Origin of the sequence: Alcanivorax sp. (assembly GCF_014762765.1) — a bacterium.
In the GTDB taxonomy this organism is placed as follows: domain Bacteria; phylum Pseudomonadota; class Gammaproteobacteria; order Pseudomonadales; family Alcanivoracaceae; genus Alcanivorax.
The window spans coordinates 15,600-31,352 of the sequence record NZ_JABURH010000079.1; the positions used below are offsets into that span (position 1 = coordinate 15,600).

Sequence of the window (15,753 nt, forward strand, 5' to 3'; positions counted from 1 at the left end):
ATAACCGTTGGTCACTTAAATGGAGTACGCTTTCCCTCCGCCTCTTTAGGGCCCTGGTTTTCACTGGAATCTTCGCTTTACGAGCAAAGCTCCAACAGCGCCACCGCTTCAGGTTATGCCTTCTGCCACGCCCCAGAGGTTGAGCTGACCATGGGGGCCTGGCGGCACAAAACCGCCGGTATCCAGAGATTGCTCTTCACGGGCAAGCAACCCGGCTCCTTTGCAGGCGGAAGCAAATCTCTGGCGCAACAGATGCGCCCAGGCTCCCTGCCCGCTCTGGCGCTGGTGCCAGCGGCTGTCATAGACGGCTCCGCCATGAAGATCCCGCATCACCGACATCACCTTCTCCGCCCGCTCCGGGTAATGCTCATGGAGCCATTCCTCCCATAACGGCCCTACTTCGTGGGGCAGGCGCAGTACCACATAACCTGCCTGCTGAGCCCCCGCCTGGGTTACCTGATCGACAATATCTTCCAGCTCGTGATCATTGATAAAGGGAATCACCGGTGCCACCAGCACCGTCACTGGCACCCCGGCCCGGCTCAATTCACGAATCACCTTGATCCGCTCGCGGCCGCCACTGGCTCTGGGCTCCAGCTGACCCTTGAGGCGGTTGTCCAGCGTGGTCACGGACACGGCCACCGAAGCCCTGCCCCGGCGTGCCATGGGTGCGATCAGGTCCAGATCCCGTAACACCAGGGTGCTCTTGGTAATAAGGCTGAAAGGATGCTGGCAATCCACCAGCACCTGCAGCAATTCGCGGGTGATTCGCCGCTCTTTTTCAACGGGTTGGTAGGGGTCGGTCACCGTACCCAGCACGATGGGGCGGCAGCGATAGCCCGGCTTGCGTAAGCTGTCACGCAACACCTCCGCCGCATTGTCCTTGCAGAAGATTTCACTCTCGAAATCCTGCCCCGGCGACAGGTCCACATAGGCATGATTGGGGCGGGCATAGCAGTAGATGCAGCCATGCTCGCAACCCCGGTAGGGGTTGATGCTCTGTTCAAAGGGCAGATCCGGGCTGCGATTGGTCATGATCAGGCTTTTCGCCTGTTCACGGTGATAGCGAGTGGGCCGGTTCACCGGCGCGTCATCCATATCACTATGGCTGACGGCAAAGCGTCCCGGTATCTGGCTGAGGGTACCCCGGTTCACAGCAGGCATATTGGCTCCCGTCGAATACTGTCTTTTTGTACAGTATATCGAGAAAAGCCCGGACTCAATACTTTTTACCTAACCTTATCCAGGGAGGCCGTTGCAACCTTGCCCGCAAGGCGAATGACGGCGACTTACTGGCAGCCTTTGACGAAGCGGGCATTCCTACGCCATGGGAGCATAGCTCCAACGAAGGCTGGTGGCGCTTACAAACTCCGCAGCTTGCGCAACTCCCGCACCCCCACCGCCAGGGTCATGAAGTCATGGGGGCTGTCGGCCTGCAGGGTTTGCAGGCGGTGAATGCCGAAGGCAACTTTGCGGCTGGATTTTCCTTCCCAGGCGGCAAAGCGAGCTGCGGCATTGTCTCCCTCCTGTTCCAGTACCTTGGCGGCTACCTGGCGATGCAGGCGGTAGGTGTCTTCGCGCAGGTTGGCCCGCGCCAGGGCCTGCCAGCGGCCCTGCACGCTCAAGTCGATGATGGAGGACAGCAGCCAGAGGATCTGCAAACGATCCCCCACCAGAAAATAGACCTCCGCCGCCAGTTTCAGCGGCACCTGGGCCAGGGAGGCCAGCTCGATCACATCTGGCGCACTGCCCAGCACCATGGTGTTGGCCAGCAGTCGCGCCTCTTTTTCAGGCACACCATCGTCGCCCATACCGGCCACGGCCTGATCCCACTCCTGCCGGTAACTGCCCGGCAGGATATCCGGTAGCATGGCTTCCAGTTCGCCGATGGACTTGCGATAACGGTTGACCGCTTCCGCCACCGGGCGACGGCCCCACTTGTAATGAATCAGCCAGGTGGTGACGTGTTTCATCAGGCCAATGACACGACCATAGAGGCGCAGTTGTACCTGGCTGTCCACCTTGCCATCCAGGCCATCCACCGGCGCCCAGTAAAGGTCCCCATCGAATACCGCGTGAGCCATGGCGTAGGCCTTGACGATACGGTGCAAGGACAGACCATGCTCATCGGCATAACGGTGAACAAAGGAAAAGCCCATGCGATTGACCACCGCGTTGGAGAGCACCGTGGCAATCAGCTCCCTGCGCAAACCATGCGCCAATAGATCCTCGCGGAAGGATTCCACCAACTCTTTTGGGAAGTAGTTGAGGACGTCCTGATCGAAGAACGGATCGTCCGGCACATCCGTAGCCAGTATGGCATCGAACAGGGCGTTTTTGGTGTAGGACAACAACACCGACAGTTCCGGCCGGGTCAACCCCTTACCACGGGTGCGCCGCTCGCTGAGCCCTTCATCATCGGGCAGGTATTCCACCGACCGTGTGAGCGAGCCCTGGCGCTCCAGGGTGCGCAGGTGGTTGGCGTGTTCATCGAGACGGCTGGCGGCATTGAATTCCAGCAGGCTCAGAGCCAGGCATTGCACATAGTTGTCACGCAGCACGGCCGTTGCCACGTCATCGGTCATCCGCTCCAGAAGCGGGTCACGGGTATCACGATCCAGGCGACCATCACGCAGCCGCTGATTGAGAGGAATCTTGATGTTCACTTCCCGGTCGGAGCTGTGAACGCCACCGGAATTGTCGATGGCATCGGTGTTGATACAGCCGCCGTTCAGCGCGTACTCGATGCGGCCCAGCTGGGTCAGCCCCAGGTTGCCGCCCTCGCCCACCACCTGACAGCGCAGGTCTCGACCATTGATACGGATTGCATCATTCGCCCGGTCGCCCACCTGTGCCGGACTTTCGTTGTTACCTTTTACGTAGGTGCCGATCCCCCCGTTCCAGAGTAGCTCCACCGGCGCCTTGAGGATGGCGGTGATTAACTCCGCCGGTGTCAGGGTGCGTTGCTCAATACCCAGAGCGTCGCAAGCCTGCGGACTGAGAGTGATGCTTTTGGCACTGCGCGGCCAGACCCCGCCGCCATCGGAAATCAGCGACGCATCAAAATCTTCCCAGGTGGTACCACGGGTGTTGAATAGCCGCTGACGTTCGGCAAAGGTAGTCTCCGGGTCCGGGTCTGGATCAATGAAGATATGCATGTGGTTGAAGGCCGCCACCAGCTTGATCTGTTCGGACAGCAGCATGCCGTTGCCGAACACATCGCCGCCCATATCGCCGATGCCCACCACCGTAAAGGGCGTGGTCTGGATATCCTTGCCCGCTTCCCGGAAGTGACGCTTGACGCTCTCCCAGGCACCGCGGGCAGTAATACCCATCTTCTTGTGGTCGTAGCCGGCACTGCCGCCGGAGGCAAAGGCATCACCCAGCCAGAAACCGTATTCCTCGGCCAGGCCATTGGCGATATCAGAAAAGGTAGCGGTGCCCTTGTCAGCAGCCACCACCAGATAGGGATCATCGCCATCATGGCGGACCACGGAGGCTGGCGGCACCACCTGATCAGCGACCCGGTTATCAGTGATATCCAGCAGCCCGCGGATAAATTCCTTGTAGCAGGTGACACCCAACTGCTGCCAGGCGTCCCGGTCCGCCGGGCTGCCCCGTTTGAGCACAAAACCGCCTTTGGCGCCCACAGGCACGATAATGGCGTTCTTCACCATCTGCGCTTTCACCAGGCCCAACACCTCGGTACGAAAATCCTCGCGCCGATCAGACCATCGCAGCCCGCCTCTGGCCACAGGACCACCGCGAAGGTGAATACCCTCCATCTGGGGTGAATAGACGAAGGTTTCATACATGGGCAGCGGCGGCGGCAGCTCCGATATCTGACTCGGATCCAGTTTCAGGCTTACATAGGATTTGTCGTGGCCGGCTGCATCTGGCTGGTAGAAATTGGTGCGCAACCCTGCCCGCACTACACTGAGGAAGGCGCGCAGTACCCGGTCCGCATCCAGCGAGGCCACCTGGTCCAGTTGATGATCCAGAGTCTGGGCCAGCTTGATACCCTCGTTTTTCCGGCGCTCGTCGCTGACGCCGGGATCAAAGCGGGTTTCAAACAGCTGCACCAGGGAACGGGCGATGCTGGCATGATCCGCCAGCAACTGTTCCATATAGTTCTGCGAATACGGCAAGCCGGTCTGTACCAGGTACTTGGTCAGCGTCCGCAGACAGACGATCTGCCGGGAATTGAGACCGGCCAACAATACCAACCGGTTAAGGCCGTCGTTTTCCGTGTGACCGTGCCAGCATTCCAGGAACGCCTCTTCAAAAAAGCGCTTCTGCTGGACCGGCCCCAGGGCGCAGTCGCCATGCACCTGCACATCAAATACCTGAATCCACTGGGCCTCGCCATCCCGGGGCATAACCTGGGTGGGCTCCTGCCTGACGACTCGCAGGCCAAAATTCTCCAGTGCCGGCAAAACTTCCGACAGTGCGATGGGCTTTTTCTGACTATAAAGACGCAAACTGGTGGGGCAGGCAGCACCATCCTGACTGTTGATCGACAGAGAGGGCAGCACCGGCTGATCTTGATGCAATTGCGCCAGGTACTGAATATCCGCCGCCGCTTCCATAGGCCGGGTACTTTCCTGATAACCCACCGGAAACGCATCCCCATAGCGGAGGGTCAACGCGGCACCTTCTTCCCCATCCCCCTTGAGAATATCTCGAAGCTGGTCCGCCCATGTACGAGTCACCGCCAACAGCCGTTCCTCCACCTGGGCCTGGGACATGGCCAGGTGAGTGCCCTGGGGGATACGGATAATACAGTGGATCCGCGCAAGCCCTTCACGCAGAAAATCCACGGTGCGCTCCACCGAGCTGCCGTTGCAGAGCTTTTTCAACTCGGCGGTAACATGGTCGCGCAGTTCCCGGGAATATCGCTCCCGGCTCAGATAGACCATGCAGGAATAAAAGCGGCCGTACCGATCGCGGCGCATGAACAGGCTCAGGTGATGGCGATCACGCAGGGCACGAATACCCATGCAGATGTGATAAAGCTCTTCCTCACTGCACTGAAACAGCTCATCCCTGGGTAGCTGATAGATAATATCGCGCAAATGTTTGCCGGAATGGGAACGCTCAGGCAACCGGGAGCGCTCCAGAACATAGTTGACCTTGCGGCGAATCAGCGGGATGTCACGGGGCCGGTTAATGTAGGCATCCAGAGAAAACAGACCGATATAGCGATCCGTCCCCTCCACAGTGCCGTCATCAGCCAATCGTTTTACCGAAACCACATCCATATAGTGCGGGTGATGGATCGGCGAGCGGGCATTGGCCTTGGTCACCACCACCAGACGACCATGAGCAATGTACTTGGCCATCTCATCGTGGGGGGCGATGAATTCATCTGCGTTGGCGTAACGGCTGCCGGGCTGCGCCAGACCCAGGCCCGCATCATCATCCAGAGTAAGCTTTATACCGTCTTCCACAGGCTCCGCACGGGAGCGGGCATAGCCCAGGAAGGTGAAATGATCCAGGGAAAGCCAGTCGATGAAGGCTCTGGCTTCGCTCAGCTCTTCCTGGTCCCGGCCAGGGAAATCCGCAGAGAGATTCCGCTGGGTTGCCTCCAGGTTATCCAGCATGGCCGGGAAATCCTGCACCACCAGCCGCAACTCTCCCAACACCTGCTCCAGATGCTCCTGCAGATGCTGGTAGGCCTCGTCGTCGGCCAACGGCTCGAATTCCATGTAGATCAGCGATTCTGCCGGATGTTCGCCATCCCCGACGCCTACCACCCGTGTCAGGTGGCCATGGCTATCACGAAGCACCTGAATGACCGGATGAATCGTCCAGTCAATGGCAGTGCCAGCATCACGCACTGCCATGGCAATCGAATCCACAAGAAACGGCACGTCATCGGTCACCGTCCGCAACGCCGCTAATCCACCTGGCCGGGTGGGTGGCTTCAAATGAATCAGGGTTTCTTCAGGGTGGCGCTGGAAAGCCATCATCCAGTGTTGCTGGGCGATGTGAAAAAGCTGCTCGGGGGTACGGGCGGTGAGCGCCGCCTGACTGCTCATTTCAAAATAAGCCGTCATGAAACTGCGGAACAGGGACTGATGTTCAACCCCGACGTGGGCGGTAACCAGTGCTTCAAGCTGAGCCTGTAACAAGGCCTGGCGCTGCGCGACGTCATCCTGCATCGAATCCTCCGGCGTCCGTTCGGGCGCGCCGGCAAGGCGCCAGCGGCCTCTGAATTACTCTATACCGGAGGAACGGATCAATACCAGTCCGGAGCCGTGATTAGATCGGCAAACCGCGACAGGGGGATGACAGAAAAGCAGCAGCGTGCACAACCAGGCTTTATTGCTGTGTAGGGTGCACTGAGCCTAGAGCGAACTGCACCCTACCTCGGGCCTCTGGCGTGTTACTGCACCTGCACCGGTTGTACCAGCACCCAGGGCATTACCACCACGGTCCACAGAGCCTGATCACTCTCAAACCACTGGCCCGCCTGATCATCGGTGACCTTGTCCACCTGTCCCTTGTCACGCCACAGGGCCAGGGTGTCGGCCTGGTCTTCAGAAAAGGCCAGCGCCACCTCGATCAGATCCAGCTCCGGGGCCACATAGACGGTCTGGCCACGGGCAAAGAACGGCTGCAGCTCTTTCCAGCTGGCCTTGGCGGTTTCCTGGTTGAGTTTGGCTTTGAGAATATCGCGATCTGCGGATTGGTCAGACATGGGCGGCTCCGTGTTCAGGGCCGTGCATTATCCGTATTCGGGAGGGTGCAATCAAAGAGGGCCAAAAAAGAACGCCCGCCACTTGGGGAATGGCGGGCGGGCTGTACCGGGGCCGAAATTGAACATCCTTGTTCGATTGCGTCCTTGCGAGATCCACTTTAGGGAAACCACCAAGACGGCATAAGACGCGATTTGCTACATCTTCTGTAAGCCATTTGCCATAGCAAGGTTTGGTTTTTGGCCTCGGCAAGCCAAGGCTTATTGCTGTAGGAACCCAGCGTAGCGAAGTAACAGCCGCAGGCTGGCCCGACCGAAGGGGGAGCGAAGCGAATAACGCCGCTTGAGGCGCGAAGCCCTCTGGCACGAGGCTTTCATGTGCGACCGTGCCATTTCGCGCCTCAAGCGGCGCTCCTGCAAAATAGCCAGCCAACGCTCCGGGATCAGCGCCAGCGAATCTGACGACTTGTCTCGCTGATTGGTCGCTGGCGGCGGTCGAACAGCTGGAAGCTGGCACCCTCAGCACTGAAACTCACTTCGGAGAAAGCATTGTCGCTGAACACCTCACCGGGGACCTCCACCCGCCCCAGGGGTTTACCCCAGCCACCGTGGAGCACACCAGGCACCCGGATCATAGGGCGATACCAGCGGAACGCCCGCAACGCAGTAGGCCAGAACAAACCGGAGCAGGTCCAGCTATGCACCTGCTTGCCACCATTCAACGTCAAGCAGGCATACAGAGAGGCATGCACATCCCCGCTCAGCACCACCAGCTTGTCGCTACGGCTGCGCCCCATGGCTTCCAGCAGACGCTGGCGCTGGTGCATGAACCCCTCCCAGGCATCCTTGCCACGGAACGGGCGTCGCTGTTCCGGGAACAGCAGCACCGAGGTGACCAGCACTTTGATGCGGTCCGGGTCACGATCCAGCCACTCGATAAAGGCCTTTTCCTGGATGTCCCCGATCATGCGGCGCTGCCAGGGCCAGCGACTCAGCACACGCTCGGTGCGCACATCCATGACGAAGAAATCCGCCGGCCCCCGCGAGAAGGTGTACCAGAACCGGTCCGGATCGCGATCCAGATAGATGCCAGCCTGATTCAGGGGCGCCGCCGGAGAATGGGATGCCTGATAAATCTGATAGGCCTTGATGGCGGCGGGATATTTGCTGGTCCACAGCTCTGCATTGGCCCGGGCCGGCCAGTTATTCTCGATCTCGTGATCATCAAGGATCATGTAGCTGTTGGTATTGCGCAACAACTTCGCCAGATGGGGCTGGGAAAAACTTTCCCGATAAAGGGCGTCAAAATCCTCACGAGTGGTCGCGGCACCGACCATATACATGGAATCGGCGTACACCTGATCTCCACCGAAAAGGACAAAATCTGGCTTCGAGGTATCTGCCCGGGAGGACATTTCGGCAAAAATCTTGTCTGCCCGATCATCCTGAATTTCACCATCCAGGCCGACAAACCGGTAGCAACAGGAGCCGAAAAAAAAGCGCGTGGCATCCGCATCCGGCTGATTGGTAAGAAACTCTCCCTGATCGGCTGTATCCCAGTCCAGCACCACATCATCTTCCGTAGCCACCCAACCAGCCTGATATTCATAGCAGGTGCCGGGCCGCAACTGATTGAGAATCACCACACCGGAACCATCAAAGTTGCCATTAAGCCGAAACGCTCTCGCCGGTGACCAGTCCGCACTTCCCTTGCTTCGCCAGCGAATCCGCCCCCACAGCCATTTCTTCCCGGCTCCCAGCTTCCCCTTCGGCAACGCGCCGAACACTCTCACATGGGTGTCCCCGGCCTCCCCTACCACCGGCCCTACGGCAAAACGGTTCACACTTTGACTCATGGCTTATGTCCCCCCTGCATTGAGCCCCCCGGCCCACGCTGCTAGCATCACGGATACGCGGTGCAGGCAGCCTCATGGTCACTCGTCCGGGCCCTAAATAAACGGCACCCTCTGTCAGGAATAAAAACGTTGCTCAAGGATGCGAAAACTGCCTTTATTCTGCTTGTTGCCTTTCTCTCACTCGGGCTGACGTCAGCCGTCTGGGCCAACGGTCCCGAGCTGCAGATTATTGGCGAAAAGCAGGAAGAACTACACCCCTATCAAGGGCTGGATTACTTCTGTACCCCTGCGGAACAGTCGCCGACCATTAATGCCCTGCAGAAACACCCGACTCTGCCCTGGCGATCCAGCCACGGCGAAATGCCCAATCTTGGATTTACCAAACAGCATTGCTGGTTTCGATTTGCCGTGCGTAACCAGAACCCACGACACATCGACTGGGAACTGCTGGTTGATTACGCCATGCTTGGCGAACTGGACGTCTACCAGCTGGATGCCGGCGGTAACCTGATCAGCCATTTCCAGGCAGGCATGGACCGGGATTTTGCCGTGCGTCCGGGCAACTATCCCACCCCGGCATTTCCGCTCTCTCTGCCCAGCGGCAAGAACAGCACTTTTTATCTCAAGGTAACATCCCCTCACAGTATCCAGTTACCGATGCGGTTGCTGTCCCACGAACAGTTCGCCCGCTCTGCACAGAACCAGACCATTGTTCAGGGAATCTTTTTCGGCGGCATGCTGGTGATGATTCTCTATAACCTGTCGTTGTTCTTCTCCATTCGCGAAAAGGTCTACCTGCTATATGTGTGCTGGTCGGCGGTGGTCACCCTGTTCCTGGCGGTACTTCACGGCTACGCCCACCGCTACCTGTGGCCACACTCCCCGCTTGTCAGCCAGTACATCATTCACTATCTGCTCCCCTTGATCGTGCTGTTGCCTCCTCTGTTTACCCTGCACTTTCTGTCGCTGCGGGAAAAAGCACCACGGCTGGCAGTATGGCTGAAAGGTCTGGTGATCATGGGAACATTACTTTTCCTCGCTGCCCCCTTTTCCAGCCGCGATTTCCTGATTCCGATTTCTGTCAGCGCCATTCTGGTGATGGATTTCAGCATCCTGGTGGTAGGTGTGATTCGTACCCGTGCCGGCGATCCTGATGCCCGTATTTTCACCGTCGCCTGGGCCTGCTTCATCACCGGTGTAGCGGCCATGGCGCTGAACAAATACGGCGTACTGCCACGCACCAGCCTCACGGAAAACCTGGTACAGACCGGTGTATTCCTGGAAGTCATTCTGTTATCACTGGCGCTGGCCCGGCGCATCAGCCGACTCAAGGAAGCCCATTCCGATTCCATTCGCGAAAAAGCGATTGCGGAAATGGAAGCCTTCAAGGCCGGCGCCCGCAACCATGCCAAGAGCGAATTCCTGGCCACCATGAGTCATGAAATCCGCACCCCCATGAATGGCATCATGGGCATGACCGATCTGCTGCGTCGCACCTCCATGACCCAGCAGCAGGCACAGTATGTAGGCACCATTTACCAGTCCACCCAGTCCCTGCTCACCGTCATCAATGACATTCTCGATTACTCCAAGATCGAATCCGGCAAGCTGGAGCTGGATTACCAGAGCGTGCAACTGGAAAGCATTGTCGACGACTGTGTGCGTCTGTTTGCCCTGCGCTCCAGCGAGAAACAGCTACCGCTGTACATCCATATCGACAGCCGCGTACCGGAACGCATCAAGACCGATCCGATCCGTCTCAAGCAGATCATTACCAATCTGCTCAGCAATGCCTTCAAGTTTACCGAACGGGGCAATATCTCGTTGCATGTCACAGTGAAACAACCGGTAAACGAAAATAATCTGTGCGTGCTGATGTTCGAAGTGGTGGATACCGGTGTGGGGCTGGATGAAGGGCAACAGAACAGTCTGTTCCAGGCATTCCACGAACTGTCCGGCAAGGGCAAGCATACCGGCGCCGGTCTCGGGCTGGTGATCTGCAAACGCCTGATCGAACTGCTCAATGGCGATATCGGCGTTTCCAGCTCGCTGGGACGTGGCGCTACCTTCTGGTTGTCTCTGCCGGTGGAAGTGGAAAAACCGCAGAGCAAACCGGTGCTGAAGAATCGCAGCGCCCTGCTGATTTCGAACACCCCGGCCCAACTGCTCAGCCTGTCGCAAATTCTCACGCGCTGGGGAGCAAAGACCCTGGAATACCGCGATGTGGAAAGCGCCCTGGATCCGGCCAATCCGTCACGGCCGGTGGACTTTGTGATTGCCGAGCATGCGGTAATGGAAAACCCGCAATATGTGCAACGACTGAGACAGCACTTCAGTAACCCGGTACTGGTGTTGCTGCACCCCACCGGTAAGCCGCTTAGCGATAATTTGCCTGAAGACCTGCTGTTGATAGAAACACCGTTCTCCTGCCAGGCCCTCAAGCGCAGCCTGCTCACCGGCCATGATGAGCACCTTGCCCAGCAGGCCGCAGAAGAACCCACCATCGTGCTGGACAAGGGCAACGCCCTGAACGTGATCGTGGCCGAAGACAACCCGGTCAATCAGCTGGTGATCGACAGCATTCTCAAATCCCTGGGTATCCATGCCACTCTGGTGAACGATGGCGAGCAGGCTCTGGAACTGGTCCGCGAGCAACCCGGTTACTGGGACATCATCTTCATGGACTGCGAAATGCCGGTGATGGACGGCTACCAGGCCACAGGTGAAATCCGAACTCTGGAGCAGGCGTCCACTGCCCACCACCACTGCTGGATCATTGCCCTGTCAGCCCATGCCACCGGTGATTATGTACAGAAAGCCCGCGACGCCGGCGTGGACGACTATCTGAGCAAGCCGGTTTCACAGCAGCAGGTCCGCGAAGCCCTTGGCCGCAGTCAGGTCTCCAGCCCCTCCGGGATTTCCGGCTGAGCCAGCAGGCCGGCACACACGGTAAGCAGTTGCTTGACCCGGATCGGCTTGCCCAGGAAGGCATCGCAACCAGCATCCAGACAGCGCTGGCGGTCCACCGCCAGCACATTGGCCGTCAGCGCCAGTATCGGGCCGCTAAAGCCACGGTCGCGCAGGGCCCGAGCGGTTTCGTAGCCGTCCATCACCGGCATCTGCATGTCCAGCACCACCAGCTCAAAGCTGTCCTGACCATAGTGCCGGCAGGCCTCCCGGCCATCCTCGGCTTCCACCACCTGCATGCCGGCTTTTTCCAGTACCTTGCGCACAAACAACCGGTTCACGGTATTGTCTTCCACCAGCAAAGCGCGGCCATTCAGGGCCATGGCACTGCCTGCCAGCTCGGGTAAAGGCTCCCCGGCCACGCTGGCACCTACTTCACAGGCCAGAGACAAGGGCAGATTCAGGGCAAAACTGCTGCCCTTGTTGAGCTCGCTGAATACGGTGATATCGCCCCCCTGGGAACGAGCCAACTGCCGGGCAATACTCAGGCCCAGCCCGGTACCGGTATAACGGCGGGAATGGGAGGCATCCGCCTGGGAAAACGGCTGAAAAATCTTCTGCAATTCGCTTTCGCTGATGCCGATGCCGGTATCTTCCACAGATACCTGCAGCTGTTGTTCCGCATCGGACCAGCCAGCACGGACCCGCACCAGCCCTTCCTCAGTAAACTTGACCGCATTGCCCACCAGATTCACCAAAATCTGGCGCAAGCGAAAGGCATCGCCACTGACCGTAGCCGGCATCTCGGACACATAGGACAACTCAAGGTCGATCTGCTTTTCCGATGCCCTCAACTTCAAACTGTCGACCACCTCATCCAGCAGTTCCGTCACAGAGAATAGACGCTGCTCGTTATGCAGCTGCCCCGCCTCGATCCGCGACAGATCCAGCACATCATTGATCAGCGCCAGCAGGGCGTCGCCGTTATGTTGGATGATAGAGAGATAACGACTCTGGTCCGCATGGCTCAGGGAGCCATCACGCAGCAGCTCGGTATAACCGAGAATCGCAGTCATCGGGGTACGGATTTCATGGCTGATATTGGCCAGAAACTGGCTCTTGGTCTGGCTAGCCTCCTCCGCCTGACGGCGGGCATCCGCCAACTGTGTCTGGGCGTGATTAATGCTGTCCACCATGGCATTGAAGTCTTCCGCCAGAGCGCCGATTTCATCATTACCCAGCACCGGCACCCGCTGATCCAGCGCCCCGCCTCGCGCAATGGAACGCACCGCGTTATGCACCAGGTTCAAGCGCCCGAACAACATCGGCTGAATCCGGTAGTTGATCACCAGCACGGTAAGCCCGGCCAGCACCGCCATGATCAACCCGATCACCAGCACCGACAGATTCAGGGATTTATAGCCATCGCGAGGCAGCTCCACCACCACTTCCAGCGGGTTGCCGCCAAGAAAATCCGGCACCGGGAAACGCCCGAGCAACTGGTCACTCTCAGCCACGGTAAGGCCACGCTGCGGGGGTAGTGACTCCGGTACCTCGCGGACATACAGCGCATGCCCCACCCTGTCTGACAGGTAGCTCATCCAGTCACTGTCCAGCCATACCCCCAACAGGTAGGCCTGGCAGCCCACCTCAACCGCCGTGCTGAACAACAGGGGGCGGCCCTCCACCTTCACCACCCCCCAGATCGGCATGCAGCCCTGTTCGTCAAAGCGCTCCGCCAGGGTGGCAAACACCGGAGAAGAGACCTCATCAGCACCGTTATTCCACACCACCGAGCTGCCACGCAGCTCCATCATCAGATCCAGATACCCCAACCCACCCTGATTGGTAGGCGGGTTGTCCGGCTGCTGGCTCCAGTCCTGGGCCCGCACCCGCAGGATAGACAGCTGATCCAGGAAGGTGGCTTCCACCTTTTCCAGTTCCCGTTCGGCGTTACGCTCGGTGAGGGTATCCACCAGCGACAGGTTCACCCAATACAACGCCACGGTGGCCAATGCGACACAACACGCCGCAGAAATCACCAGCAACCACCGGATGCGCACTCTCAGTGACATTGATACCTTCCCCTGACCGGGTAGCCGAACGACAAAAAGGCCGCCCATAGACTGCGTGAGCCCCCGGAATCACTTGCTTGAAAGAATAGTTTTGAGCCGAAACCCTAGCACAAGATTCGCTAAAGCGGGCCCCTGCCAGTATCAACGGTGGGAGATCCCGCACAGCCGTTCACCCACAGGATGAAAAAGCCCCGCCGCCCCCGTATCATAGGCCACCCTTTTTCCGGAATGACGACGTCGACCCCATGAGTGACACGCCCCGCAAAATCCTGGTGACCAGTGCCCTTCCCTACGCCAATGGCCCCATTCACCTGGGCCACCTGCTGGAATACATCCAGACCGACATCTGGGTACGCTTCCAGAAACTGCGCGGCGAGCAGTGCACCTATGTGTGCGCGGATGATGCCCACGGCACCGCCATCATGCTCAAGGCCGAAGAAAACGGCATCACCCCGGAGCAACAAATTGCGCAAGTGAAAGCGGACCATGAGAAGGACTTCGCCGACTTCCAGATCCGGTTCGATAACTACTACAGCACCCACAGCCCGGAAAACCGTGCCCTGTCGGAAATGGTGTTCCAGCGCAACAAAGACGCCGGCTATATCGTCGAGAAGACCATTACCCAGCTCTACGACCCGCAGAAAGGCATGTTCCTGGCGGACCGTTTCGTCAAGGGCACCTGCCCCAAGTGCAAATCCGAAGACCAGTACGGCGACAACTGTGAAGTGTGCGGCGCCACCTACACCCCGGCGGAGCTGATCAATCCCTACTCCTCTGTCAGTGGCGCCACCCCGGTGGAAAAGGAAACCACCCAGCTGTTCTTCGACCTGCCCAAATTCGAGCCCCTGCTGCGCGAGTGGACCCGCTCCGGCGCGCTGCAGGAGCAGGTGGCCAACAAGCTGCAGGAATGGATCGAAGACCTGCAGCCCTGGGATATTTCCCGCGAAGCCCCCTACTTCGGTTTCGAAATCCCCGGCTACCCGGGCAAGTACTTCTACGTCTGGCTGGACGCCCCCATCGGCTACATGGCCAGCTTCCAGAACTACTGCGACCGCGAAGGGCTGAGCTTCGACGACTACTGGGGCAAGGAATCCACCGCCGAGCTGTACCACTTCATCGGCAAGGACATCATCAACTTCCACGGCCTGTTCTGGCCCGCCATGCTGGATGGTGCCGGCCTGCGCAAGCCCACCGCTATCTACAGCCACGGCTTTGTTACCGTGAACGGCGCCAAGATGTCCAAGTCCCGTGGCACCTTTATCAAGGCGCGCACCTACCTGGATCACCTGGGGCCGGAATACCTGCGCTACTACTTCGCCGCCAAGCTTTCCAGCCGGGTGGATGATTTCGACCTGAACCTGGAAGACTTCGCCCAGCGGGTAAACTCCGACCTGGTGGGCAAGCTGGTGAACATCGCCAGCCGCACCGGCAACTTCGTGAAGAAATTCGGCGGCACCCTCAGTGACGAGCTGGACAACCCGCTGCTGGTTCGCGAAGTACAGGAAGCCGCCCCGCGCCTGGCCGAGTTCTACGAAAAGCGCGAATTCGGCAAGGCCATGCGCGAAATCATGGCCCTGGCGGATCACGCCAACGGCTACATTGCCGACAAGGCGCCCTGGACCCTGGCCAAAGAAGACGGCAAGGAACAGGAAGTGCTGGCCATCTGCACCACCGCCATCAACGTGTTCCGTCTGCTGGTGATCTACCTGAAGCCGGTACTGCCGGCCCTGGCCGAACGGGCAGAAGCCTTCCTGCAGGTGGCGCCGCTGACCTGGAAAGACAGTGACACCCTGCTGCTGGGCCACGAGATCGCCAAGTTCAAGCCGCTGCTGAACCGCATCGACATGGCGCAGATCGAGGCCATGCTCAACGCCTCGAAAGAAGACGTGCCCGCGGCCAAACCCGCCGGCAAGAAAAGCGAACCGAAACAGGTGGACGACGTGGCAGACGACACCATCAGCATCGATGACTTTCTCAAGGTGAAACTGCGCGTGGCCCGCGTGGCCAAGGCTGCCCATGTGGAAGGCGCCGACAAGTTGCTGCAGCTCACCCTGGACGTGGGCGAACTGGGCGAGCGCAATGTGTTTGCCGGCATCAAAGCCAAATACAGCCCGGAAGAGCTGGAAGGCAAACTGGTGGTGCTGGTGGCCAACCTGGCCCCGCGCAAGATGAAATTCGGCGTCTCCGAAGGCATGGTGCTGGCCGCCGGCCCCGG

Annotated in this window: 7 protein-coding genes; 2 read left to right on the top strand and 5 right to left on the bottom strand. The window is 59.0% G+C overall.

Annotated features, from left to right (window positions below; translation table 11 throughout):
* Nucleotides 1-108: 108 nt before the first annotated feature.
* From HUJ17_RS03680 to HUJ17_RS03695, 4 genes are all read right to left on the bottom strand, one after another.
* Complete coding sequence (locus HUJ17_RS03680) at nt 109-1,164, bottom strand: PA0069 family radical SAM protein (RefSeq protein WP_290509399.1); 1,056 nt, start codon at nt 1,162-1,164, stop codon at nt 109-111.
* Between the two features lie 197 nt (nt 1,165-1,361).
* Entirely contained in the window at nt 1,362-6,164 is a 4,803-nt protein-coding gene (locus HUJ17_RS03685) for an NAD-glutamate dehydrogenase (RefSeq protein WP_290509400.1), read from the bottom strand.
* A gap of 224 nt (nt 6,165-6,388) precedes the next feature.
* Nucleotides 6,389-6,703 carry a DUF2288 domain-containing protein gene (locus HUJ17_RS03690; RefSeq protein ID WP_290509401.1) on the bottom strand — a complete coding sequence of 105 codons (315 nt, stop codon included), beginning with the start codon at nt 6,701-6,703 and terminating at the stop codon, nt 6,389-6,391.
* A 440-nt stretch (nt 6,704-7,143) separates the two neighbouring features.
* A complete protein-coding gene (locus tag HUJ17_RS03695) occupies nt 7,144-8,556 on the bottom strand; it encodes an alkaline phosphatase D family protein (RefSeq protein ID WP_290509402.1) in 1,413 nt (470 codons plus the stop codon).
* Between the two features lie 129 nt (nt 8,557-8,685).
* Here HUJ17_RS03695 and HUJ17_RS03700 point away from each other — a divergent pair, with 129 nt between their 5' ends.
* Nucleotides 8,686-11,484 carry a hybrid sensor histidine kinase/response regulator gene (locus HUJ17_RS03700; protein ID WP_290509403.1) on the top strand — a complete coding sequence of 933 codons (2,799 nt, stop codon included), beginning with the start codon at nt 8,686-8,688 and terminating at the stop codon, nt 11,482-11,484.
* Here HUJ17_RS03700 and HUJ17_RS03705 read toward each other — a convergent pair.
* Nucleotides 11,451-13,538 carry an ATP-binding protein gene (locus HUJ17_RS03705; RefSeq protein ID WP_290509404.1) on the bottom strand — a complete coding sequence of 696 codons (2,088 nt, stop codon included), beginning with the start codon at nt 13,536-13,538 and terminating at the stop codon, nt 11,451-11,453. The two genes, HUJ17_RS03700 and HUJ17_RS03705, sit on opposite strands and share 34 nt — an antisense overlap.
* 245 nt (nt 13,539-13,783) lie before the next feature.
* Between HUJ17_RS03705 and metG the strand changes: the two genes are divergently transcribed.
* On the top strand, nt 13,784-15,753 hold a 1,970-nt coding region (metG, locus tag HUJ17_RS03710; protein WP_290509405.1), incomplete at its 3' end, for a methionine--tRNA ligase.